The organism is Pseudomonadota bacterium (genome assembly GCA_030859565.1).
Taxonomy (GTDB): Bacteria; Pseudomonadota; Gammaproteobacteria; order JACCXJ01; family JACCXJ01; genus USCg-Taylor.
The window spans coordinates 1-24,534 of the sequence record JALZJW010000050.1 but is presented as its reverse complement, the minus strand read 5'-3'; the positions used below and the strand labels follow the sequence as shown (position 1 = coordinate 24,534).

General features: G+C 59.2%; 21 protein-coding genes. 15 read left to right on the top strand and 6 right to left on the bottom strand.

The features are described from left to right. The 3 genes from M3436_09345 to M3436_09335 form a co-directional block, all read right to left on the bottom strand. The coding region (locus M3436_09345) for an ATP-dependent metallopeptidase FtsH/Yme1/Tma family protein (GenBank protein MDQ3564327.1) at positions 1-466 on the bottom strand (466 nt) is incomplete at its 3' end. Positions 467-687: 221 nt separating this feature from the next. After that, positions 688-1,083 carry a heme-binding protein gene (locus M3436_09340; GenBank protein MDQ3564326.1) on the bottom strand — a complete coding sequence of 132 codons (396 nt, stop codon included), beginning with the start codon at positions 1,081-1,083 and terminating at the stop codon, positions 688-690. Between the two features lie 79 nt (positions 1,084-1,162). Continuing rightward, positions 1,163-2,011: a haloacid dehalogenase-like hydrolase gene (locus M3436_09335; GenBank protein ID MDQ3564325.1), complete on the bottom strand. Its 849-nt coding sequence runs from the start codon at positions 2,009-2,011 to the stop codon at positions 1,163-1,165. Between the two features lie 273 nt (positions 2,012-2,284). On the opposite strand from M3436_09335, the gene M3436_09330 reads away from it, so the two are divergent. The 5 genes from M3436_09330 (at position 2,285) to M3436_09310 (ending at position 12,117) form a co-directional block, all read left to right on the top strand. Further along, positions 2,285-3,379 (top strand): DUF2760 domain-containing protein, encoded by a 1,095-nt coding sequence (locus M3436_09330; GenBank protein ID MDQ3564324.1) that lies wholly within the window; start codon positions 2,285-2,287, stop codon positions 3,377-3,379. A gap of 109 nt (positions 3,380-3,488) precedes the next feature. Beyond that, positions 3,489-5,354, top strand: coding sequence for an Hsp70 family protein (locus tag M3436_09325; protein ID MDQ3564323.1), 1,866 nt, complete (start codon positions 3,489-3,491; stop codon positions 5,352-5,354). Further along, positions 5,318-8,140: a hsp70 family protein gene (locus tag M3436_09320; protein MDQ3564322.1), complete on the top strand. Its 2,823-nt coding sequence runs from the start codon at positions 5,318-5,320 to the stop codon at positions 8,138-8,140. Before M3436_09325 ends, M3436_09320 begins: the two co-directional genes overlap by 37 nt. 144 nt (positions 8,141-8,284) lie before the next feature. Further along, the gene (locus M3436_09315; protein ID MDQ3564321.1) at positions 8,285-11,176 is read left to right on the top strand and encodes a cyclic nucleotide-binding domain-containing protein; all 2,892 of its coding nucleotides are present in this window, start codon (positions 8,285-8,287) and stop codon (positions 11,174-11,176) included. 71 nt (positions 11,177-11,247) lie between these two features. After that, positions 11,248-12,117 carry a class I SAM-dependent methyltransferase gene (locus M3436_09310; protein ID MDQ3564320.1) on the top strand — a complete coding sequence of 290 codons (870 nt, stop codon included), beginning with the start codon at positions 11,248-11,250 and terminating at the stop codon, positions 12,115-12,117. 57 nt (positions 12,118-12,174) lie between these two features. On the opposite strand, the gene M3436_09305 is transcribed toward M3436_09310, so the two are convergent. Further along, complete coding sequence (locus M3436_09305) at positions 12,175-12,381, bottom strand: hypothetical protein (GenBank protein MDQ3564319.1); 207 nt, start codon at positions 12,379-12,381, stop codon at positions 12,175-12,177. A 299-nt stretch (positions 12,382-12,680) separates the two neighbouring features. Here M3436_09305 and M3436_09300 point away from each other — a divergent pair, with 299 nt between their 5' ends. Beyond that, positions 12,681-13,118 carry a pentapeptide repeat-containing protein gene (locus tag M3436_09300; GenBank protein ID MDQ3564318.1) on the top strand — a complete coding sequence of 146 codons (438 nt, stop codon included), beginning with the start codon at positions 12,681-12,683 and terminating at the stop codon, positions 13,116-13,118. Then, positions 13,115-13,357 carry a pentapeptide repeat-containing protein gene (locus M3436_09295; protein MDQ3564317.1) on the top strand — a complete coding sequence of 81 codons (243 nt, stop codon included), beginning with the start codon at positions 13,115-13,117 and terminating at the stop codon, positions 13,355-13,357. The genes M3436_09300 and M3436_09295 overlap by 4 nt, the downstream gene beginning before the upstream one ends. 108 nt (positions 13,358-13,465) lie before the next feature. Here the strand turns inward: M3436_09295 and M3436_09290 are convergent, their stop codons facing one another. Further along, the gene (locus M3436_09290; GenBank protein MDQ3564316.1) at positions 13,466-14,221 is read right to left on the bottom strand and encodes a TVP38/TMEM64 family protein; all 756 of its coding nucleotides are present in this window, start codon (positions 14,219-14,221) and stop codon (positions 13,466-13,468) included. 79 nt (positions 14,222-14,300) lie between these two features. On the opposite strand from M3436_09290, the gene M3436_09285 reads away from it, so the two are divergent. Both M3436_09285 and M3436_09280 read left to right on the top strand, forming a co-directional pair. Beyond that, a complete protein-coding gene (locus M3436_09285; GenBank protein ID MDQ3564315.1) occupies positions 14,301-16,043 on the top strand; it encodes an AMP-binding protein in 1,743 nt (580 codons plus the stop codon). Positions 16,044-16,091: 48 nt separating this feature from the next. Next, the gene (locus M3436_09280; protein MDQ3564314.1) at positions 16,092-17,600 is read left to right on the top strand and encodes a M14 family metallopeptidase; all 1,509 of its coding nucleotides are present in this window, start codon (positions 16,092-16,094) and stop codon (positions 17,598-17,600) included. A gap of 25 nt (positions 17,601-17,625) precedes the next feature. Here M3436_09280 and M3436_09275 read toward each other — a convergent pair whose 3' ends face one another. Further along, on the bottom strand, positions 17,626-19,206 hold the full coding sequence (locus tag M3436_09275; GenBank protein ID MDQ3564313.1) for a serine/threonine-protein kinase: 1,581 nt from the start codon (positions 19,204-19,206) through the stop codon (positions 17,626-17,628). A gap of 258 nt (positions 19,207-19,464) precedes the next feature. Here M3436_09275 and M3436_09270 point away from each other — a divergent pair, with 258 nt between their 5' ends. The 6 genes from M3436_09270 to M3436_09245 all read left to right on the top strand — a co-directional run. Then, positions 19,465-20,007 carry a gamma carbonic anhydrase family protein gene (locus M3436_09270; GenBank protein MDQ3564312.1) on the top strand — a complete coding sequence of 181 codons (543 nt, stop codon included), beginning with the start codon at positions 19,465-19,467 and terminating at the stop codon, positions 20,005-20,007. A 51-nt stretch (positions 20,008-20,058) separates the two neighbouring features. Then, entirely contained in the window at positions 20,059-21,096 is a 1,038-nt protein-coding gene (gene pyrC / locus M3436_09265; GenBank protein ID MDQ3564311.1) for a dihydroorotase, read from the top strand. A gap of 4 nt (positions 21,097-21,100) precedes the next feature. Then, positions 21,101-21,715, top strand: coding sequence for a ribonuclease T (gene rnt / locus M3436_09260; protein ID MDQ3564310.1), 615 nt, complete (start codon positions 21,101-21,103; stop codon positions 21,713-21,715). After that, the gene (locus M3436_09255; protein ID MDQ3564309.1) at positions 21,708-23,165 is read left to right on the top strand and encodes an Nramp family divalent metal transporter; all 1,458 of its coding nucleotides are present in this window, start codon (positions 21,708-21,710) and stop codon (positions 23,163-23,165) included. Before rnt ends, M3436_09255 begins: the two co-directional genes overlap by 8 nt. 298 nt (positions 23,166-23,463) lie before the next feature. Beyond that, on the top strand, positions 23,464-24,174 hold the full coding sequence (locus M3436_09250) for a glutaminyl-peptide cyclotransferase (GenBank protein ID MDQ3564308.1): 711 nt from the start codon (positions 23,464-23,466) through the stop codon (positions 24,172-24,174). Positions 24,175-24,269: 95 nt separating this feature from the next. Further along, positions 24,270-24,534 (top strand): transposase (locus tag M3436_09245; protein MDQ3564307.1); only part of this gene is annotated, 265 nt, incomplete at its 3' end.

The window sequence follows — 24,534 nt, the reverse complement described above, 5'->3', positions numbered from 1 at the left end:
AGGTTACCTTGACCTGATCCTCACCCAATAACCGTGCCTTGCTCTTACCGAACGACATCGCCCCCCGGCCCGCACCGCCCCCTTGCATCTGCCGCATGAAAAAGATCCACACCGCAATCAATAACAGCATCGGGAACCAAGAGATGAAAATCTGCATCAAAACACCCTGATTCTCCGGCGCCCGCGCCTCGATCTCCACCCCATGATCCAATAACAATCCTATCAACGGCGCATTGTCCGTCTCGGGACTGTAGGTCTCGAAGGTGGTTGCGTCAGACATTTCACCGCGGATGGTTTCCGCGTCGAACACCACTTCTTCGACACGCCCGGCCTTCACATCGGCGATAAACTGGGAATATTCGATATGGCTATCTACCGTGACGCGCGGACCTAAATTGTTGAACGCTAACGCAATCACGAACCCAACGATGAAAAAAAGGATCAAGTTTCTGACGGTCGTGTTCATAGTGTGTCCCCTTGAAGAAACCGGGCGTTACGCGCAATTAAAGGCGGTAATTACGTGCATGCATTTGATGGGCCGCATGCGAGCCGAGCCTCTCTTCGCGGACATAAAACTGCCTCATTGCGTAAGCGCTCCCGCTCTGAAAATTAAGACCGGACAGCCATAGTCAAGTTCATCGCGTATCTCTTCGGCGCGCGCCACTTTGCGGCCTCCGGGTGCGGCTTTTAGAGCGCGCGCGCTCCCGCCTCGGCGATCTGGCCATCTTCGGAGGATTTCACGCCGCTCACACCGATCGCGCCGACGATGTCGCCTTTATAGACGATCGGTACGCCGCCCTCAATGGGCAGCATCCCCGGCATCGACAGGTAGCCCAGCCGGCCGCCGGCGACCATCTCTTCCCAGAATTTCGTCGGCCGCCGAAACATGAGGGCAGCGCGGGCTTTGGAAATCGCTACCTCGACACTGCCGAGCTGGACCCTTTCGCGTTGCAAGTACATCAGATAGCCGCCATCATCAACGACGGCGATGACGACGTTCCATTGGTTATGTGCGGCCTCGGTTTCGGCGGCGGCGGCGACCCTTTTAACGTCATTAAGGCTTAGTATTTTTTTATTGTACATGTTCTTCTCCTTATTTTGATCGCGATGTGGCGTATAGTCGGCGGCTGAAGCGATTATCCGGTGCTCTCGGTCGATCCCATTATCCTTGGTAGGTATTGCGGCGCAGCTCGATTTTTCGCGCCATGCTGTCGATGGCCATGAGCAACGAATTGGTCAGTGCCGAGCTTTTACCGTAATCGGCCGGAACCAGATTCGAAACGCGTCCCTCCTCGATAAATCCCCATGCGCGCCCCCAACGCTCCCGATCCTCCCCATCATAGACGCCGATGGCGACGCCATCGTTCTTACGAATGAGCGAAAAACAGGGGATATCCGTGTAACCATCGCCGACAAAGATCATTTGGCTGATCGGGACGCGCAGGCGTTCCGGCGGCAGCTTACGATTGACATCAAAGGGTTTGCCGCGCGCTTCTGGCCCGACGATACCCTTGGCAATGTGGAAGATGTAGCGCGTCTTGTCCGTGAAGCTGACGAGGTTGCGGGGAAACAGGATGCGGCCTTCGGCGTCGTATTCGAAGTCGCAGGCCCAGATGTCTTTAAATTGGCGCGCAATCCTGGTTGCGGTCAAGGTCTCGCGAAGGCCGCTGCTCACCAGGTAGAATTCGACGCCGATGGCGGGGTTCACGGACTGAACATGCTTTCTCAAGCGATCGAAGATACGCGTGGCGCCGTTGTATAGCTGGATCCGGCGGCCGCAACGGATAAGCTTCTCGCGCGTAATAGCGAGCGCGGGATCGCCGGAGTTGGATGCTTGCAGCATGCTATAGAGATACGCCGGTACCGGATCCCATCCGCCGCGAATCAATGCGTGCACGCGATCGGCCCAAAACGCCTTGACGTCGATGCCGAGGCTATCGAGCAAACTCGAGGTGCTGTCCGGGGCTAGGGTATCGTCGAAATCGAATATAACGGCGATGATATCTTGCATCGGTCCCGCGTCGCTTAAGGCTGCCGCGATACTAGGTCAAAGCCACGGCTCACGGCAACAGCGGCCACCGCGCGTCAACCGCGATGCGCTTGCCCGAGGGCGCTTTTAGCGGCAGAGGCGGGCCGCCATGACAATGGCGGAGTGGCTGCGTTATCCTAAAAGCTGCGCCGGATCGCGGTTCCACGCCCGGTTAGAAAGCGCGATACGGAAAGCGGCCCGATGTTGTGTTCGGGAGCCGCGCCAAGTTTTATTAACGATTGGGGTTGTTACACTATGCACAGCGGATATATGAGGCTTGCGATTAGCGCTATCGTCGCCGTGGCGTTAACCGCGGGCCGGCTGCTCATGCCGGAATCGCTCGTCGTTGACTATGCCGGGTACGTGGCTATGACGCTGGCGGGATTGGGGGCGTATATGGTCGTAGAGGGCATACTGGTGCTACGGCGTACCGTCGCGCAGCGCCCGGGGGAGTCCAAGGGGAGCGCAATACGCGTACTGATGGGCGCCTTCCTGATCCTCCTTATCGCGGGCGTTGGCTTTCTACCCTTGCCGCCCGAGATCGGGTCCGCGGCCGAGTCTTATCGATGGATAGCGCTCGCGGCCGTATCGGTCTATGTGTTCTGCGAGGCGCTGATGGCTAGGCGCCGGTTTGCGGAGGCCCCCGGCGCGGATACCAACCAATCCGCGCGGCACGCGCCTCGCGCGGTGGCGAGTCAAACCGGTAAGCCCATCAAGAGGATCCTCGTGCTCTCGGTGTTAATGCTGTTCTTGATCGTCAGTTACAGCAAGGCGATGACACCGGATTTCTTGCCGGTCGGCCTGGAAGCTTATCGAGATGTGGTGTTGGCCGCGGTGGCGCTGCTTATCCTGATCGACGCCCTCGTGGCGGTCAAGAAGCAGCGTGGCGAAAATGTCGGCGGCTCCGATACGACACAACCTATCAAAGCGCCGCGGCCCCCGAACATCCAGGAGGGCGCGGGCTACGGCGAGGTGCTGGCTTTCCTCTCGCTGTTGCAGGAAAAAGGGCGCTTTGTCGACTTCGTGATGGAAGACGTCACACCCTTCAACGACACGCAGGTCGCGGCGGCCTCTCGTGTCGTGCACCAGGGCTGCGCGGCGGTCATCCGCGAGTATTTTGAAATCTCGCCGGTGCACGGCGGTAAGGAAGGGGAGAACATGACGATCGATAAGGGTGCGGATCCCGATCACTATCGGCTGGTGGGAAAAGTCGCCGGCGCCCCGCCATTTCACGGCGTCGTGCTCCATCGAGGATGGAAGACTGCAAAGCTCTCCCTGCCGCGCTACGCGACGCCGGTCGATCCTTCGGCGCCGAACATTATCACGCCGGTAGAAGTCGAAGTTCGTTGAATCACGCCAGGACGGGCTCGCCGTCGCGCTTGCCCTGCCGCAACCAACCCGGGCGCATTCTATGCGGATCTCGTCCGCATAGCCTGGCCGCTCGTTTTTAAGTTTGATTATGAAATACAGCGTCGGCATCGATCTGGGTACCTCGAACTCGTGTGTTTCTATCTGCGATCTCGATGGCGGTTACCCGGCGACCATCAACATCGCGCAAGTCTTGGGTCCCAGTGTGATCGGCGAAAAACCCTTACTGCCATCCGCGCTGTATTTATCGATCGAGAACGAGCTTGCGCCGGGAAGCCTGGCGCTGCCGTGGAACCCGGATGACGCCGCTGTCATCGGCACCTTTGCGCGCGAGCGCGGCGCCTTGGCCCCGGATCGCTTGGTAAGCTCGGCAAAGTCCTGGCTCTGCAATCCGCAGGTGGATCGTCACGCGCCGATTCTGCCGTGGAAATCGGAGCTCGAGGAAGGAAAGCTGTCCCCCTTTGAGGCTTCGAGGCGCTACCTCGAGCACCTGCGCCAGGCGCTGGAGCAAGCGCTAGTGGCGCGCGCTGAGACGCCATCGCTCGGCGACTGCATGATCGTACTTACCGTGCCGGCCTCCTTCGATGAAGTGGCGCGAGAGTTGACTCACCAGGCAGCCAGGGAGGCGGGTCTCGGGAACGTGACGCTGCTCGAGGAGCCCCAGGCCGCGTTCTACGCCTGGATCGCGGGGTCCGAAGCGCGGCAGACGGCGGAACACTGGTCCTCGGAGGTGCAAGCGGGGGATTTGGTCTTGGTCTGCGACATTGGAGGCGGTACAGCGGATTTTACCCTGATCGCGGTTGCCTCGGCCGAGGCCGGGCTGTCGCAGGCGCTCGACCTGCACCGGATCGCGGTCGGCGAGCACATCCTGCTCGGGGGCGATAACATGGACCTGGCCTTGGCGTATGCGCTAAAAGACCAGATCTCCGCCGAAGGTCACGAGATCGATCACTGGCAGTTCCTCTCCTTGATCCACGCCGCGCGCGCCGCCAAGGAGCGGCTCCTGAGCGACGCCGCGATTGCGGAGATCCCGATCGCGGTGCCGACGCGTGGCGCGAGTCTCTTCGCCAAGACCCTCTCTACCACACTGTCGCGCGCTAAGGCGATGGCCCTAATCATCGACGGTTATTTCCCCAGGACGGCGGTGACCGAGCTTCCCAAGGCGAGAAAGTCCGTGGGATTGCAGGAATTCGGTTTGGATTACGCGACCGAGCCCGCCTTCAGCAAGCACCTGGCGAGGTTTCTGACACGCGCACGCGAGAACGTGCGCTCCGATCCAGCCCTGTCGCAATTGCTGGGTGACTGGGCGCAAAGCAGCGATGCACCCATCCTTCGGCCGAGCGCGGTGCTTTTCAACGGCGGCGTCTTCCACGCCGAGGTCCTGCGCGAGAGGATGTTGGAGGTGCTCGGCTCGTGGCTGGAACCGGGTGCCTCGCTGAAAGAGATCAAGGGGGTGGGCCGCGACACGGCGGTCGCCTTGGGCGCCGCCTACTACGGGGCCGCGCAGCTCACCGGACGGGGGATCAAGATCCGGGCCGGTACGCCGCGTTCGTATTACATCGGTCTAGAGAGTCCCATGCCCGCGGTGCCCGGTTATACGCCACCCGTGAAGGCGATCTGTATTGTCCCGCAGGGGAGCGAAGAAGGGACCGAATGGGATCTTACCGGCGCCGAGTTCGGTTTGGTTACCGGGGAGCCGGTCGAATTCCGGTTCTTCAGCTCGGAGGTGCGCGCCGGAGACCGGATCGGGACGAAGATCGAAAATGCGGACAAGACCTTGGAAGAGACCTCGAGCCTCACCGTCGCGCTACCCCCGGTCGCGGGCGAAGCGCAGCAGGTGGTGCCGGTAACGCTGAGACCGATCGTGACCGAAGTGGGGACCCTGGAGCTTTGGATGTGTCACCGCCACTCCGATCGCAAGTGGAAACTGGAGTTCAATTTACGTCCGCAAAAGTAACACACCCGCGTTTTTCCATCGGCATCGACCTTGGGACCACCAACTGCGTGCTGTCCTATGTCGATCTGAGGGTAAAAAACTCACCTCCCCAGGTATTGCCGATCCCGCAACGCCAATCCTTGACTACCGTCGGGCGCGGTTTGCTGTTGCCGTCGTTCTATTACTTCGTGGCTGAGAACGAATGCGCCGGCCTGGATGCTTCGGAGCAAGCAGGATCCGGCGCCATCGTGGGCACCTACGCGCACGCGCAGATGAGCGCGACGCCGGGGCGAGTGATTCATTCGGCGAAATCCTGGCTCGCGCACCGTGGTATCGACCGCGAGGCTAAGATCCTGCCGTTTGGCTCGGAGGAAGTCCCGGAGCATGAAAAACTGTCACCGGTGGAGGCGAGTGCATCCTACCTCGCGTATCTGAAAATGGCGTGGGACATGGCGTTCGCCGATGAAGACGGCGCGTTCAACAGGCAGCGTATCACCATCACGGTACCGGCTTCTTTCGATGAAGGGGCACAGGCGTTGACGCGCCAGGCAGCGTGCCTGGCCGGGTATCCGGAGGAAGTCAGGCTGCTCGAGGAACCGCAGGCGGCGTTCTATTCCTGGACCGAAGCGGCGGCACGCAAGCGCTCCGCGACCATGGCGGCGCCTTATATAGAGCTGCTGGCGGATCTCGCCGAGCGCGATCAGACCGTGCTCGTGTGCGACATCGGGGGCGGCACCACCGACTTGAGCCTGTTTCGGCTGGCGCGCGCGCCTGCAGATTTTTTGGAGATCGAGCGGATAGCGGTGAACGATCACCTTCTCTTGGGCGGTGACAACATCGATCTCGCCATCGCCCACGCGCTGGAACGGCGCGTGTTAGGAGATCATCCCGCGGCGCGTTTATCCCGCCGCCAGTGGCAGCATTTGGTTCCGCAAGCCGCGGCGCTCAAGGAGCGTATGCTTGAAACCGAGGGTCCAGCAGAGGCGGTGTATCATGTTTCGGTGCCAGGAGAGGGTTCGAGTTTATTTGCGTCGGCGCTGAGCGCAACGCTCTCACGAGCGCAACTGCATGAGCTAATTCTGGACGGGTTTTTCCCTTACACCGGGCGTGGGGATCGGCCACGGGCGCGGCAGGTCGGTTTGCGTGAAATCGGGCTGCCTTACGCGGCCGATTCGGCGGTGACCCGCCACCTTACGGCCTTCCTCAACGGCGCCGCGATCCAAGCGGTACTGTTCGCGGGCGGCACCTTGTCGCCGCGTTTTCTTCAGGAGCGCGTGCTGTCGATTATCGCCACGTGGCAAGAGCAACGTCCCGTGGGGCTTACGCTCGCTGACATGAGCTCCGCCATCGCCCGAGGCGCCGCGTATTTCGGCGCGCTGGCGGCGCGGTCACGGCGGCGCATCCGGGCCGGTTATGCGCGCAGCGTCTATTTGGAGCTAAAACGCGGCGAGGGGAGCGCCGTCCCCAACCTAATTTGTGTATTACCGCAAGGGTTCCAAGAAGGCGGGCGGATCGATCTCGCCTCGCATAGCTTCAAGCTTTTGCTAAACAAACCGGTACGCTTCACAGCCTACACCTCGACCCACCGGAGCGATCGTCCCGGCGCGATTGTGCCTTTGACGGACGGCGATTTTTCCCCGCTCCCCCCGCTCTACACCACCCTGACGCTCGCAGATCGGGACTTCGATCCGCGCACGGCCCGCGAGCTTAACGTCGCTGTTACAGTCGATGTGGAGCTGGATACATTAGGAGTCTTACAGCTCGCACTCGTCAATCGCGACCGCTCGAAGCGTTGGCAGCTGGAGTTCAACCTGCGGTCCGCGGGCGCCGAAGGTCCGCGCGAGACCGTCCCGGGTGATGCAGGCGCGGCGCCCGAGGCGCTTGCGCATGGAATCGATAGAATCGAGCGATTTTACGGTAAGAAACAGGAGCTTGCCGAGAAGGAGGATGTCAAGGGAGTGGTGAAGGACCTCGAGCGCATCTTCAGCCAGGAGCGTGCGCAGTGGAATCTTTTCCTGTTACGTTCCTTGTGGCAGGCGCTCTATCCCGGGATGACCCGTCGCGGCCGATCGCTCGCACACGAGAACACCTGGCTTTACCTTGCCGGGTTTACTCTCCGCCCGGGTTTCGGGAGCGAGCTTGACGCCTGGCGCATGTCGCAGATCTGGGGCTGCTTCAATCTTGGCCTTAGCCACAAAAAGGAGAAGAGCGCACAGTCCAACTGGTGGATGATGTGGCGGCGCGTGGCCGGGGGGCTTTCCGCGGAACAGCAAATGAGTCTTTACACTACGGCTCTGCCGCTGCTTAAACGTGGACCGCAGGAATTTTCCGAAGGTACGCGCTTGCTTGGCTCCCTGGAACGCCTACCGGTCAGCGCGAAGACCGAGCTTGTCAGGTATTTGTTTGATCTCCTACTCAAGGGAAAGGGTACGAATCAACCCCATCTTTTCTGGGCGCTCGCACGGCTACTTAGCCGTGTGCCGCTCTATACCTCGGCCGACACCGTGATCCCCGCGGCGGTGGTGGAGGAATACTTCTTAAAGGTAAGGGCGCTCGGTTGGAAGCGCCAAGGATTGCTGCCGCTCGTGGCTGTGTTCTCTAGTGCTTGCCGTATGACTGGCGCCCGTGCATTGGACATCCACGACCACATACGGGGGGAGGTTATTGAGAAGTTAAAGCGGGAAGGGGCGAAAGAGCTTCAGTGGCAAATCGTCCGAGAGCATCACGCGATCTCAAGCGAGGAGCGGAATTACCTATTCGGGGAGGAATTGCCCGTGGGCTTGCAACTGGTAGACGGCGACATTTAATCGCGGATCGCTGCCCAAGCCCTGCGACAATCTCCAAAGTCTGAGCCGCCGCCGGGGCTAGACCTACGGCGGGCACCATTTCTGCCGATAGTTGCCGGGTATTACGGCGATCCGCGCCGCGATCAAAAGCCGAGGGAAACAACAATGGGTAAGGATACACTCGTCTTCGACTCCGTTCTGCAGACCTTTATTCCGCTAAACCGCCTGACGCCGGAGGCGCAACGGGCGCTTTTGGAGCATACCGAGATTATCCCCTACGAACCGGGATGTCCTGTCTTCCGCGAGGGCGACCGGGATAGCTATGCCTATTATTTGCTCGAAGGCGATCTCGAGCTTTGCTGTGACGGGCAGGTCGTAAGCCGCCTCCGCGGCGGCACTCCCGAGGCCGCGCATGCGCTCGCGCAGTTGCAACCGCGGCAGCTCACCGCGATTCCAAAGACGGCGGTACGGATTTTACGCCTAGAGCGGCAGCACCTCGCGTCTGCGCTAGATCTGGATGAGGCGCGCCAGGCAGGAGATGATTCCGTGCAGGTCAACGATATAACCTGCGAAATCGCCATGGATTGGATGACCCGAATGCTTCAATCAGGCGTATTTTCGCGCTTGCCGGTGGCGAGTTTACAGCGGATTTTCGCCGAGTTCGAGTCCATCGACGTTGCCGCGGGCGACCTGGTCGTGAGCCAAGGTCAGCCTGGAGACTATTATTACGTGGTTCAGGAGGGGCGTTTTGAGGTACTTCGGCATTTATCCGGTAGCCAACAGAGCGTCAGGCTGGCAACCCTCGAACCGGGCGTACCCTTCGGCGAGGAAGCGCTGATTTCGGGAGGGCTTCGCAACGCCAGCGTCAAAGCCCTCTCCGACGGCAAGTTGATGCGGCTCGGCAAGTTCGATTTTATCGAACTTATTAAAAAACCGATAGCGCCGACCATCACCCTCGATGAGGCCCGTGAATGGGCGGCGGGCGGCGCTACCTGGCTGGACGCCCGTTATCCGGACGAGCATGCCGCAGGGTCCGTGCCCGGCAGCATGAGTGTTCCGTTGCACGTTGTCCGTTCCTATGCGGCCTCACTCGACCGGAATAATCGTTACCTGATCTATTGCGGTACGGGTATCGAGAGTTCCATTGTCACCTTTTCTTTAGCAGAGCTCGGTTTTGAGGCCGCTTATCTCGAGGGAGGGCTCCAGCGGTATCCACTCGATCGGATCCGCTCCATACTTCCCAAGGACACTGGGCCGACGATTGCTGATGCGGCGGCAAGCCGCGATACCGCGGCCGCAATTGGTGTGAGTGCGGGTCTCGATCTCGCCGAAGACGCGGAAGTACAAGCCTCTTTGTTACGGGCGAAACTTTCGCAGGCCCAGCTCGAGCTGCAAGACGCCCTGCGCCTGAAGCAAGAGGCGGAGGCCGCCCGGGAGGCTGCCGAGCGGGAAACCGAGGAACGGCTGAAGGCCGAGCGAAGCTGGCGCCTCTTGGGCGAAGCGGCGCGGGCCAACGCGCTGATCACCGAGGCGCAGACGACGCGTCAAGAGATTGAAGAGGCCAAGCGCAAGGCCGAGTCTGACGCGCAGAGCATTCGACGCGAGGCCGAGGAACATGCCCGCCGTCTGAAAGCCGAAATACAGGTGCGCGTGCGTGCCAGAAAGCGGGAGCTGGAGTCGGCAGCTGCCGCCAATAACGAGGAACTGGCACGCATCCAACGCCTACAGGAAGAAACCGAGGTGCAGATTCGATCTGAGCGGCAGCGTTTGGCGGCGGAATCCGCGGAGGTCGAGGCGCGTGTACAAGAAGCGCGCCGTTACAGGGAAGAGGTGGAGACCGCCTTAAGCACTGCCGAGCAGGGCACCCAAGGCATCTTGCAAGCGGAAAGGGAACGGGTCGCCGCCGAAATAGAGCGCGCCAACACCTTGCTTGCTAACGCCGAGACGATGAAACGGGAGGTCGAAGCAGCAAAGGGTGTGGCCGAGGCGGAAGCGCAGCGGGTGCGCTTGCAAGAAGAGGAACGGATCAATGCGCTCAAACGCGAGGTTGAGGAAAGGCTGCGCGATAAAGAGCAAAGGCTGGACACGATCCATGCGGTTAAATCCGCGGAGCTGGCGCGCATCCACAAACTCAAAGAGGACGTCGCGAGAAAGCTAAATGAGGAGAGGCAGAGGTTGGGGCGGGAAGCGATGGAGGCGAAAGAGCGGCTCGCCGAAGCCCAGCGCATGGAGAAGGCGCTGGCCAAATCGCGCATGCAAGCGGCCCAGGAGATCGAGAAGAAGCATCAGCATCTGATGAACTTAGAACAGGGTCTCCGCGAAGAGGTCAAGCAGCAGCTCAACGCGGAGCAGCAGCGCCTCGACGCCGAATTTGCTAAGGCCGCCGAGGAGTTGCGCCAAGCGCAGCGGGCGCGGGAAGCGACCGAGGAGACGCGCCGCGCGGTCGCGGAGGATGCGCAACGAAAGATCGCGGAGATCCGCGCCAACTTTGAGCGCATGCACCAGGAGGAACAGGCCAGGTTACAAGTTGAACGGCAGCGCTTGGAAGCCGAGGCTTTGCGGATTCAAGGCGTTCTGGAACAAGCGCGAAGCTTAAAAGCCGATGCTGATTTGGCGCGATCGGCGGCCGAACAAGAGGTCGCGCGGCTGAGAACGATGCGGCAAGACGCATCGACGGCCGACTCGAAAGATGCGCAGCAGATCATTGATGGTAGAATCAGAAACTTGGAGGAACGCGCCACCCAGGCCGGCGCGCAGGCCAGTGCCGCCGCCAAGGCCGAGGATATTGCTGCGACCGCTATAGAGGTGAATGCAGCGGATCTGGAACGTCAACAGGCTGCGGAACACCGCCTCCGGGAGCAGGTCGAGTTGGAGGTCGAGGAATGGCGTCAGGACCAGGAGGCCATTGGTAATTCGCCGGAACAGCAGGCGCTGGTGGCGCTCCGCGATGCCCAGATAATGCGCGTCAACCAGAGAGCCGCGGCGGCGCTCGAACAGACCGTGGAACATGACCGGCGGCTCATCGATGAGCTACGGGGGATCGCCGTTAAACACTGACACGCTTGCGCGGACGCATGGTTTCCTGCGGCTGGTCGCAGAAAAACATCGGGTGAAGAAATAACATCCCTATGGGTTTGGATATACACGCGACGCGCTTGCTCCTGTATGCGCGCGGACTGGGCGTTTCCTACCGAGAGACGGCCATGGTCGGGCGGCAAACACTCCATTTGAGTTCGCGCGAGTTGCATAAGCTTTTGGGGCAGTTCGGGTATCCAGTGCCGGTGGCTGCCGTAAACGATCTTTTTTTCCGACATCAGGGTTTTGCGGAACCGCTTTTCGATCTCTTAGGCGCGGAGCGCATCCGTTCTCTTGATGCCTCCGATTACGAACATGCGACGGACATCGTCGATTTAAACGCGCCGATCGATGAGTCATACAAGAACATATTTTCCGTGGTAATCGACAGCGGGTCCCTGGAACACGTGTTTAATTTTCCCGTCGCGATCAAAAGCTGCATGCAGATGGTTGAGCCGGGCGGGCATTTTATCGGGGTCGTTCCTGGTAACAATTTTCTGGGGCATGGTTTTTATCAGTTCAGCCCCGAGCTTTTCTATCGGATTTTCACGCAAGCAAACGGATTTGCCGTCATTAAGATGTTCGTCTTCGAGGACCAGGCGGGAGCAACTTGGTTTGAGGTCGCGGACCCCGATCGCGTGAAGCGCCGGGTCGAGCTTACCAACTCCCGGCCGACTTATGTTGCCGTGATCGCCAAGAAGCTTCGGAGGGCGGAGATATTCGCGACGGGCGTCTATCAAAGCGACTACGTGACGCTTTGGAAACACGGCGCCAGCCCCGCCCAGGCCTACCTGAAAAAACTCGGACGGCAGTTTATGAATCTGGTTCCTACGCGGCTAAGAGTGTACTACGGACGGGTGCAACGCAGAGGGTTGTTTAGCCGTTTCCATCCAAAGCTGTATACGAAAGCCGACATACCCTGATTTATTTTCGCCGCTGGGGCGTGCGGGTCACCCGGCACGCGGCGCGGGGAGGCAATCTCATTCTGTCCCTGCGCCGGCGGATTCCGTCTCGAGCGGTTCACTCGCGACCGGCGCGTTCTTGGATGCGGCATTTCGGGCTTCTGGTCTCGGTGGGCCGTACAGCATCAATCCGAAGATAATCAGCGTGATGATGACCCAGGCATAATTGAAAATACGTAAGCCTTTTGATCGGGCGAACCGTCCGAACCAGAAACGAATGCTCATGAACAAATAACTTCCCTTATTCCAATCCCGGATCTGTTACACGAAAAACCCAGCGCAGTGCTGAGATTGTGCTTCGCGGCTAGAATACACTTGCTGCCGAATGAAACTGCCTTCTACCCTAAGAACGATGCAACTGTCAATGATAAGCCGAATGTCTGCCGCATGCAGGGGTGTCTATGAGAAGCGAATTTCTTGAAGCCGGATTAAGAAGATCTAACTTGTTGTTTCGGCTGGCCATCGTATGCATTTCCGGCATCTGGCTTACGGCCTCTGCGGTTTCGGGGAGGGATTACGAGCCAATGACTCGGACGCAGATCCTTGAGGCCCTGGCAAACCCGCTGGCTACCCAACGTGTTGATTTGCGCGACAAGGACTTTCGCGGACTCGACCTCTCCGGGGTGGACTTCAAGCGCGCCGATCTCTTCGGCACCCACATGCATGGAGTCAAGCTGCGCGGTGCTAACTTTGAAGGCTGCAACCTGGACCTCACGATACTCCGTGGCGCGGACCTTGAGGGTGCGAATCTAAAAAACGCCAGTATTTTCGGTGTGGTGCTGGTTGATGCCAATCTGAAAGGAGCCGATCTGTCGAATGCACGGCTCATCGCGGATTTGCAACGCGCGAACCTGGAAGGCGCCAAGCTTGTCCATGGAAAATTCGCGGCGAACATGAAGAACCAGCCAATGGGAAGTTGCATGTATCGATGGTCAACGCCAATCTTAAGGGAGCGGATTTGACCGGGACCGATCTATCGGGCTGCGTTCTAAAGTTCGCGAACCTCAGCGGCGCCAATCTGACCGGCACGAATTTATCTACCTGCGATCTGCGCGGCGCGGATTTCACCAACGCCGTGCTTACGCGCGCCAAATTCGACCGGACACGGATTGGCGGAGCGGTGTTCACTGGGATTACCGGGAAAGGTTCGATCACCGGCCTTGAGCAAGCGCGAGGGCGCGAGGATGCCCGCTTTGATTGAGGGCGACTTGGCCGCGTTGGCGAAGTTTAGTAGCAAGCCGATACCGGCGGGCACCGCGAATAGCAGCGTGAGCACCACAAGTCGACTTTTCACGATGCGCGACGGCCGTCAACGATTTCCGCGGTGCGTACCCGTTGGCCTTCTAAGCTTTTCGATCCGTGTTTTGAGCCCGCGCACGATGCGTTTGGCGATGAAAGGGAAGGTGGCTAGGAGTGTAAGCGACGCAAGCAGTCCAGGTGATACAATGTCGCCCAGGGATTCGATGTTTGCGATCTGAGTGCCCGCGTTCACGCAAACGACGGCGCCGATGAGCATGCCCACCTGGCTTACCAGGATATAATTCGTGGCGGACATCGACGTCAAACCCATGACGAGGTTAATGACGAGAAACGGGGAGACAGGTAACAGCCGCAGGCTGAAGAGATAAAAAACACCGTCCTTGTCCATCCCCTCATTGATGAAGCGTAAGCGGTCACCGAAATGATGTTGCACGATGTTGCGAAAGAAAAAACGAGAGGCTAGGAACGCCATAGTAGCCGCAACGGTCGAGGCGCATGAGACCAGCACTGTGCCCCACCAGAGTCCGAAGATATTTCCAGCGACCACCGTCAGCACCAGACCGCCGGGAAGTGATAAGCCCGCAACAAGAATATGAATAAGAATAAAGGCCGCGGCGGTGCGTCCGGGGTGGACTGCATAATAATTATTTATGGCGGATTGCTGCGCCACAAAATAGTCGATCGTGAAGTAGCGATGAAACCGGAAAGCAAAAAACGAAGCTACGATAACGAGTAATAAGGTCGCTAATAGTATCTTGACCGCTACGGCCTTTGGCGCAGGCATAGCCATGGGTTTCGGGTCCATGTACTTAGCGTGGACCTCAGAGTGCTAAATTACACACTGAGCAGTCGGCGGTGAACATTTAGGTATAGGGGGTATTGCCATGACGGGTTTAGCTTATAACACGGTTAGCGGCTCATCGGTCGCCACGCCGGCTGGAACCGATCCGTACGCCGAACGTATCTGGTTGAAAGCCTACCCGCAAGGCGTACCGGCCGACATCGGTATCGAAAGATACTCCTCTCTGGTGGACCAATTTGAGCAATGTTTTGCTCGCTATGGTACGCGCCCCGCATTCGCGAACATGGGCGGCGTCCTGACCTATTCCGCGCTCGATGAACTGAGCAGGGCGTTCGCAGCGTTCCTGCAAGACCCTCTCGGTCTCAAACCCGGCGCCCGCATCGCCATCATGCTTCCGAATCTCCTTCAATTTCCCGTGGCGCTCATTGGGGCATTGCGAGCGGGCTTGATCGTCGTGAACACGAATCCCTTGTATACGCCCCGCGAGCTGCATCACCAGCTTGTGGACTCGGGCGCCTCGGCCATCGTGATCCTGAGCAATTGTGCCCATGTGTTGGAGAAAGCTCTGTCTGGTTCTCGTGTTGAAAACGTCATAATCACCGATCTGGGAGACCTTCTGCGCTGGCCGCGACGCGCGATCATCAACTTTGTGGTAAAGCGGATCAAGCGCCTCGTACCCAAGCATGAGATCAGAGGAGCATTCGGTTTCAGGGAAGCCCTTGACATCGGTAAGGGACTCAAACTCGATCGGGTGTCGATCGGTCATGCCGACCTCGCCATGCTGCAGTACACCGGTGGGACCACCGCTGTCCCTAAAGCGGCTATGCTAACGCATGGAAATCTAGTCGCAAATACGTCGCAATCGCTGGCGTGGCACGATCCCATCGTGGGCGATAGCGACGAAGTCGTGATTACCGCGATACCGCTCTACCATATCTTCGCGTTCACGATCAATTGCCTGACCTTTCTCGAGCTTGGCGCGTTGAATCGCCTGATCACGGACCCTCGCAATCTAAAAGCATTTGTAAGTGAGCTGCGCGCTTCCAGGTTTACCTGCATCACCGGAGTCAACACCCTATTTAATCACCTCATGAATACGCCGGGGTTCAGGGATCTCGATTTCTCCAGTCTCAAGGTCTGTGTGGGCGGAGGCATGGCCGTCCAGCGCGCTATCGCCGAGCGCTGGAAAGCAATGACGAATTGTATATTGATCGAGGGTTACGGCCTGACCGAGACCTCCCCCTTGGCATGCGTGAACCCCTTGGACCTCAAGGAGTTCAGCGGCAGCATCGGCCTCCCTGTGTCTTCGACCGAATGCAGCATTCGTGACGACAGCGGAGCGCCGGTGTCGCTGGGAAGCGTCGGGGAACTATGGATCCGCGGTCCGCAAGTAATGAAGGGCTATTGGAATCAACCCGCCGAGACGGCCAAAGTGCTGACCTCCGATGGATGGCTGAAGACGGGCGACATCGCGAGCATGGATGAGCGCGGGTTTATGCGCTTGGTAGATCGCAAGAAAGACATGATCCTGGTGTCGGGATTCAACGTTTGTCCCAGCGAGATCGAGGAGGTCGTAATGGCGCACCCGGGGGTTCTCGAGGCGGCGGTGATCGGGGTGCCGGATGAGGACACCGGCGAGGCCGTCAAACTGGTACTCGTGCGCCGCGATCCGGCGCTGAGCGCGCAAGAGCTACACGCGCATTGCCAGGAAAATCTCGTCGCTTACAAGCTACCTAAACATATCGAGTTTCGCGACCAGCTTCCAAAGTCGAGCGTGGGAAAGATTCTCCGCCGTGTCCTGCGCGAGGCACAGGCTGCTGGCTAAGCGTCGAGATGCGCCCCTGCGCGGTCCGCTCTTCAACGTGATAAAAATATGAACTCACGCTTGCACTTTGCCGGCCTCGCGGTCGTCCTGCTGTTCTCGATCGCAGCGGCGGGCGATCCGCTCGCACCCAAAAGCGCGCTGGAGCGCAGCGGCTATATGCACCTGACCACCTCCGCCGAAATCAGCAAGTTCTTGGAGCAACTTGCATTGCGTTCGCCTTTCGTGCGTAAGGAACAAATAGGCCGCTCCGCCGGTGGGCGGCCTATCGACGCCGTATGGATTTCCAAGCCACCGCCCGCCAGCAAAAACACTTCGGTGCCGCGCCTGACTATCTTGCTCGTCGGCACGCAGCACGGAACCGAACCTTCGGGCGGGGAAGCGTTACTGCTGGTCGCGCGAAGTCTTGCGCTGGGCGACATGAACTCGCTGCTCGATAGCGCGGATTTTATCATCGTGCCGAACGCCAACCCGGACGGACGTGATCTCCGTCGGCGCGTCAACGCCAATAATGTGAATCTGAGCACCGATTTCGTCCTCTTATCTCAGCCCGAAAGCCGCGCGATCAATGATCTGCTGTTGCGCGTACGGCCGCAGGTCGTGCTCGATGTCCATGAATCCGCCATCCTGAAAAAGAAAACCCTGGGCCGCGAGGGCTACCTAACGGACTTCAATGCCCAGTTCGAGATCGGCAACAATGCCAACATCGCGCCCGAGATCAGGCGCCTGAGTCTCGACCACATGCTGCCCGAAATCGTCCGCGAAGTTCGACGCCGGGGCTTGCCGGCCCAGCGTTACATTGGCGAGATTACGAGTATTCGCCAGCCGATTACCAACGGTGGCTTGTCCCTGAAGAACTTGCGCAACAAGGCCGGAATGCTGGGCGCCTTTTCGTTTCTGCTCGAGAATCGCCTGGATCCGCCGGGGAACTACCCGACGCATAGAAACATCCGCGAGCGCGTTGCCGAGCAGATCCTCAGTATTGAAAGCTTCCTTAAGGTGGTGCAAGCGCATGCACAGGAGATCATGGCGATCACGCGCACGGTTCGAACGGCGCCTACGCCCCGATCGGTGTATTTGTCCACGGCGTATGAAAGAAATAAAACCCAACCGCGCATCTCCTTGCAGTTGCGGCGGCGCGATACGGGTGTGGCGGAGAAGCGGTGGTTCGACGATCATCGCGCGGTAGCGACGGCGCATAAATTAAACCCGCCGCAAGCCTATGTGGTCACGGCCCATGAGCAACCCGTCGCGGCGGTTTTAACGCGGCACCATCTCAGGTATAAGAAAATTACCAACCGGCGCAAGCTCTCCGTGAATGCGCAGAAAATAAAAGCGGATGGCAACCCCTTGAAACCGGGCGAGCCGGCGGCTATTCACGCCTACCCGGCCGAGCTTTTCTTGGAACCGGGCGATCTGTGGATCGAGGCGCGCCAGCCGGAGGGTTTGATCTTACCCTTGCTGTTGGATCTTCGTTCCACCAGCAGTATTTTCGCCTACCCCCCGTTTAACGCCTCGTTGCGCCGGGGACGCGAATTCTTCGTCTATCGCGTGCCATAGCCTGCTGAAGAGACGGCGGCCGCTCCTAGAATTGCCGGGCGGACAAGGCACCCGGATCCGGTGAGATCGACTTCCTCGCCCCGGCCGATAGGGCGATTTCCGTCAAGATCTCCTCGGCCATACGCTGGGCCGCAATCAAACTCGGACCCTGCACTGTTTCCTTGAGCAGCTTGAGCGGCTCGTGGGCGTCCTGTGAACCATGCTTGGCAGCCACTTCGCACCACGCGTAGGCGCGCACGCGATCCGGATCGACGCCGCGGCCGATGGCATACGATAAGCACAAGAAGTATTGAGCGTCGGCTATGCCTTGCATGGCCGCCTCGCGATACCAGCGCACGGCGTGGGCGTAGTTTTGGGCTGTTCCTCGCCCCTGCCCAAAAATCAGCCCCAGATTGTACTGCGCGTTTCCATGGCCCAGTTGCGCCGCTTGTTGGAGCGAAGCGAAGGCCTTGTCATCGTCCACGGGCGTGTTTTCGCCATTGCGATAGGCCATACCTTCCTCAAATAATGCGTCGGCCCTGGTCGATGCTTCAGTCGTAACGGGGCTCGGAACAGACACCACCGGAACTCCGGTAGGTGCGCTCGCGGGCGGGTTTTCCCTTAACACCGGCGGCGGGGCGGCGCCGCGTTGCGTCGCGAAGCCGGTGAGGATAGCGATCGCGGCGCCGATCCCGAGCGCGCCCCAGACAGCACGGCGCCCCCAGGAGGGTTGAAATTGATCAATCCCGGGAGGTGGGGCATGTTGCACCCCTTCGCTGGCCGTGACCGCGGTGGCCAGCAATATCGTTTTGGTATCCGTGCTAAGCGGCGTGGGCCGGTTTCGCAAGTCTTTCAGGTGAGTCAGCAACTCGTCGACGTCCGCATAACGATCCTCGGTCCGTTTGGCCGTCATGCGCCCGACAATCTCCTCGAAGCAAGCGTGCGTTTCGGGCAGGGCCGGCATCGGCTCGTTCATGTGCTTTACGATGGTCTTGATATCGGACTCGTCGTCGAAAGGTTTTACGCCGGTCAGCATCTCGTAGAATACGATGCCCAGGCTGTAGATATCGGAGCGGCAATCGACATCTCTACCCTGGGCTTGCTCGGGGCTCATGTAGTGCGGGCTGCCCAAGATCGTACCGGTGATGGTGACATTCTCTTCCAGGCCGATCTGCTTGGCGATGCCAAAATCGGTGAGAATCGGAATGGCCTCGTCCCGGAACAGGATGTTGGCGGGTTTCACGTCCCGGTGCACCATGTTTCTTCGATGCGCGAGCCTGAGGGCACTCGCCATCCGCTCGATCACGTCGAGGGCGAACGCCGGGCCGAGGCCGCCTTTGATTCTCTGCTTCAGATCGCCCCCCTCGATATACTCCATCGAGATATAATGCAGCCCGTTCGCGATCCCGATATCATGAATGGTAATGATGTTCGTATGCGAAAGTTGCGCGATGGTGCGGCCCTCATTGAGGAAACGCTCGGAAAATTCCGGGGAGTCAAAATTGGTTAGGATCTTGAGGGCCACCGCGCGGTGCAGCGATTCTTGAATCGCGAGGTACACGGAGGCCATCCCGCCCTTGCCGATGCGGCGCTCGATTCGGTATCCAGGGATGATGTTGGGGTTCATGGTCTCAACTGTCTGCAATGGGTTACGGGCAAGCTGGGTGTAAAGCGGCCCAGCGGCGCCCTAATCCACGGTCCTGGAATTGCGGCATACCCCTGGGTTTAGGACACAGCTCATTCGAAAAGGTGTTGGCGATATATCGTGCATATCGAAGAGGTTCTTTAGAGCCGCCGGCGCGGCTCAGGTTAACGAAACGAGTTCGAGCGATGTGCCGGTGGACTGGGGATGCGGCCCACATGCGCGCGAAGGGAATAATCTTGTATGAAGATTAGGACTTACCGGGACAAATCACCGCGGATCTCGGCAACGGCCTTCGTCGATCCCACCGCCGCTGTGATCGGCGATGTCACGATGGGCGCGCACAGCTCGCTGTGGCCGATGGCCGTTGCGCGTGGGGATGTGAACGCGATTGTCATCGGCGATTGCACCAATATTCAAGACGGGACCGTCATTCACACCACCTCGGACAGCATGTATTCTCCCGGAGGTTACACGGTAACTATCGGCAATCATGTCACCGTCGGCCATCGCGTCGTGATCCACGGCTGCCGCATCGAGGACTATTGCCTCATCGGCATGTCGGCTACGGTCATGGATGGCGCTGTCTTGGAAGCGGGCTTAATCCTGGGGGCGGGGAGTTTGGTGCCGAGCGGCAAAGTACTTCAAGGAGGGTATCTTTGGATCGGTAACCCCGCGTGCAAGTCACGCCCCCTAACGGAGGTCGAGCAGAAATACCTATCGGATTCCGCTGCTCATTATGTCAGGTTGAAAGACCAATACTTGGGGATGCCTGGTCACGAATGAACCGGCGCGCGGAGCGCCGGTGATCGTTATACGTTTGTCCCAAAGGCGTGCATGGAATTAACCATTAGAAAACCCGATGATCTGCACGTTCACCTCCGGGACGGACCGTGGATGGCGAACGTATTGCCGCACACCGCGATGCGTTTCTCTCGCGCCGTGGTGATGCCGAATCTCGACCCGCCCGTCACTTCCACGGCCGCGGCCTTGGCGTACCGCGCGCGCATCCTTGATGCACTGCCTCGCGGCCTGCGCTTCGAGCCGCTCATGACGCTCTATCTCACCGAGGAGACCAGTATCGCGGAGATCCGAAAGGCCAAGCTAAGCGGCCATGTGGTGGCGGTAAAATACTACCCGGCCGGGGCGACGACTCATTCGAACCGCGGCGTCGCCGACATCCGCAAGGTGTATCCGGTGCTCGCGGAGCTTGAGAAACTCGGCATGCCCTTGCTCCTGCACGGTGAGGTCGTCGATCCGGCCGTGGATGTTTTCGACCGCGAGCGTGTTTTTATCGAACGGGTGTTGGGCGAGTTCATCCGGCGGTTTCCCGGTCTCAAGCTGGTGTTGGAGCACATTACGACGCGCGCGGCGGTCGAGTATGTTCGCACCGGCCCCGCATCCTTGGCGGCCACGATCACAGCGCATCATTTACTGCTCAACCGCAATGCCCTGTTTCAGGGCGGCCTGCAACCGCATCACTATTGTTTGCCCTTGCTCAAGACCGAGGAAGACCGGTGGGCGTTGGTGCGGGCCGCGACCAGTGCGAACCCGAAGTTTTTTCTCGGCACCGACAGCGCGCCGCACGCGCGCGCGGCCAAGGAGCGGGCCTGCGGATGTGCCGGGATTTATACCGCGCACGCTGCCTTGGAGCTTTACGCGGAAGTCTTCGACGAGGCGGGGGGGCTGGATCGCCTCGATGGTTTCGCAAGCGATTACGGTGCGGCGTTTTACGGATTGCCGAGGACGAGCGAGAAGCTTACGCTCCGCAAGACGCCCATGACCGTCCCAGTTAAGTTCCCATTCGGAAATGATGAGCTAATACCCTTTCGGGCCGGAGCGGCCTGTGACTGGACGCTGGTGACGCATGAGTAGCGACATGCGATCCAGGCGCCTGATGGCGTCGCGTTTCCGTGGCTTTTTGCCCGTCGTTGTGGATGTGGAAACCGGCGGTTTCGATCCAGCGACTAACGCCTTGCTGGAGATCGCGGCCGTGGCGGTAATGAGCGATGAGAGAGGCGCGTGGCGGCGCGAAAAGACGGTCGCCTGTCATGTACAACCGTTTCCGGGCGCTCATCTCAATCAAGCTTCCTTGAAGTTTACGGGGATCGATCCGCACCACCCGTTCCGCTTTGCCGTGCCCGAGCACGAGGCCTTAGAGAGTATTTTCGAGTTTGTACGTCAGGTGGTCGCCAACACGGGCTGCACTCGGGCGATCTTGGTGGGACACAACCCCTCCTTTGATCTGGCCTTTATCAAAGCGGCGGTCGCACGGACGGGTATCAAGCGCAACCCGTTTCACTCGTTCAGTACCTTTGATACCGCGACCCTCGGGGGCCTGGCGGTCGGCCAGACGGTATTATCGCGCGCGGTCCAAGCGGCAGGCTTGGATTGGGATGATGCCGAAGCGCATACCGCGATATACGATGCCGAGCGCACGGCGGATCTTTTTTGCGCAGTGTTGAATAAATGGAACGAGCTGGCGGGTGTTTAGGAGCTCTTCGGATCTCTCCGGCGACTATAGACACGCCGGCACCTGCTACGGCCGCAGACCGTTACCGCCGTTTCCCGGCTGGTGGGCAGCGCTTGGACCCGGCGTTGTGTGGATGGCGCTCGCGCAGGGGAGCGGCGAGCTGATCTGGTGGCCTTACATCATTGCAAAATACGGTTTAACTTTTCTGTGGGTGTTGATCCCCGCCTGTCTCTTGCAATACCCGCTCAACATCGAGATCGGGCGTTACACCTTATTGACCGGAGAGAGTATATTTCACGGGTTTATCCGTCTCCACCGTGGTCTCGGCATCTTCCTGTGGTTGCTGATGACGCTTTCGTTCCTCTGGTTCGGCGCCTTCGCCAGCGCGGGAGGGACGGCGATCGCGGCGCTCGCCGATTTTCCCAAGGGCTGGACGCAACGCGGTCAAACGCTCTTCTGGGCATATCTCTCGATCGCCGTTTTCCTCATCGCCCTCCTCACAAGCGGCGTCATCTACACCTTCATCGAACGGTTCATGAAAGCGGTGGCGGCCGTGACCGTTTTTGGCTTGCTCTGGGCTTGCACACAACCTGACGTGGTGAAGTCGATTCCTGAGTTCCTGCCAGGACTCTATGGATCGACAGGCCCTATGCCGAGATCCTGGGATCCGCGGGATGCGACGAAGCTTCTCACGGCCGTCAGTTTCGCTGGGCTCGGCGGTTTTTGGGCGTTGTTCTATTCCTATTGGTTGCGGGATAAGGGCAGCGGGATGGCCGTGCACATGGGGAGAATCACCGGACCGCTCGCGCGTAAACCCGAAGTCGTCAGCCACGACGGCAATCTTCCCGAAAGCGCACCCGAGAACGCGCGGCGGTGGCGATATTGGCGCCGCTTCCTGCGTGCTGATGTCTCCTTCGGAATCATTGGCAACCTGTTGACCACACTGATGACCTGTCTTCTCGCCTACGCGCTATTGTTTCCTCAAGGCTTGTTGCCCGAGGAGTACCAACTGGCGGTGGTGCAGAGCCAATTTTTCGAGGTGAGCTGGGGTGAGGCGGGGCGCGTCTTATTTCTCATTGTCGCCGCGGCGTTTCTAACGGATACCTGGTTGGTGACGGCCGATGCGGTGAGCCGCATCCAAGCCGACATTGTCCATGTGCTGTTTCCGAAGGCGAGGCGCTACGAGATGCGCTACCTCTACTATGTTTTCTTAGGGGTACTCACCATAGTCACGTCGTTGACCATGCTGCTTGATGCGCCGGGTCCTTTAATTCTCACGAGCGCCGTGATCGGATTCATCGGGACCGTGATTTTTCCGCTCGCCCTGTATTATTTGAACTATCGCTACTTGTCCCCGGAATTACCGCAATGGGCGCGTCCGAGCCGTGCCTCAAAGGCGTTGTTGCTGCTCAGCTTTGTGGTTTACTTTGCGCTGGCCTGTTTATACGTAGGATCGGTCGTAGCTTCTTGAGGAAGCTCTGCAAGAGTTACTGCGCAGCCCATCTGCTTTGGCGCGTGCTCGCTCGTCGCTCGCCTATCTACCTGATATGTCTCGCGACTCGCTCCGCGGCTTCGCGCATCTGGGCTTGCTCGCGACACTTTTGCAGAGCTTCCTTAACACGCTGCCAGTCCCTCATGACTGCGATAATGAAAAAACGCATTCCAACCTTAACGTCTTAGGCTCTCGAAATCGCGTGATCGTTCTTGCAGTTCTAGCGTTGGGTTTTCCGTTCATCGTAAGTACATCTTCCTCGCTAGAGCGGAGCTTTGTGAACCAGAGCGCACCCACGCATGGGTACGAGGTCGTGCGCGTCTATCCCCACGATCGCAATGCCTTTACGCAGGGCTTAACCTACGTTGACGGCTACCTCTACGAAAGCACGGGGGTGAACGGCCGTTCGACGCTCCGGAAAGTCGAATTAGAAACGGGCAGGGTGTTGCAGCAGACCACACTATCCCGTGAGCACTTCGGAGAGGGCCTGACGAGCTGGGGCCCGGATCTCGTACAGTTGACCTGGACCTCGAAGCTCGGATTCGTGTACGACCGGATGAATTTTCAAGTCAAGCGGACGTTTCATTACTCCGGCCAAGGCTGGGGGCTCACCCACGATGGTAAGCGGCTCATCATGAGCGATGGTACGGCAACGCTGCGGTTCCTCGATGCAACTACATTTCGTGAGACAGGCCGCCTGACGGTGCGCGAGGGCGCGACGCAAGTTGCTCAATTGAACGAGCTTGAAACTGTCCGCGGCGAACTGTTTGCGAACGTATGGAAGACCGATCGCATAGCCAGGATCGCGTTACAAACGGGTCGAGTCACGGGCTGGATTGATTTGCGCGGGTTGCTCAGTGAAGCCGACAGAGCAACCCGCGTCGATGTCCTGAACGGGATCGCTTACGACGCGCGGAATGACCGCCTGTTCGTTACCGGCAAACTGTGGCCGAAGCTTTTCGAAATCAAGCTTGTCCCTCGGCGCTAGCCCGGATTTCTCACCGATAGCCAAGAAAAAGGCCGTATCTCGTGGCATAATATGTGTTCGATCAGCATGTTATGCACAATGACGAGGACGGCTTTATGGAAACACAGTGTAACGGGTGGCGGATGGAATTTCACGGTCTTGGAGCTCGGCGGGTGGTAGGGAGGTTTGATGGGGGGAGGATCAGCGCCGATGGGGGTAGTTTGCTGTTGCGGGAGGTGGAGTCGCGGACGCACATTCTGAAGCGCCTGGCGGGGTGTTTCATCGATCACCGGGATCCGGAGTTGATCGAGCACTCGGTGGAGTCGCTCATCAAACAGCGGGTGGTTGGGATGGCGCTCGGGTACGAGGATCTCAACGATC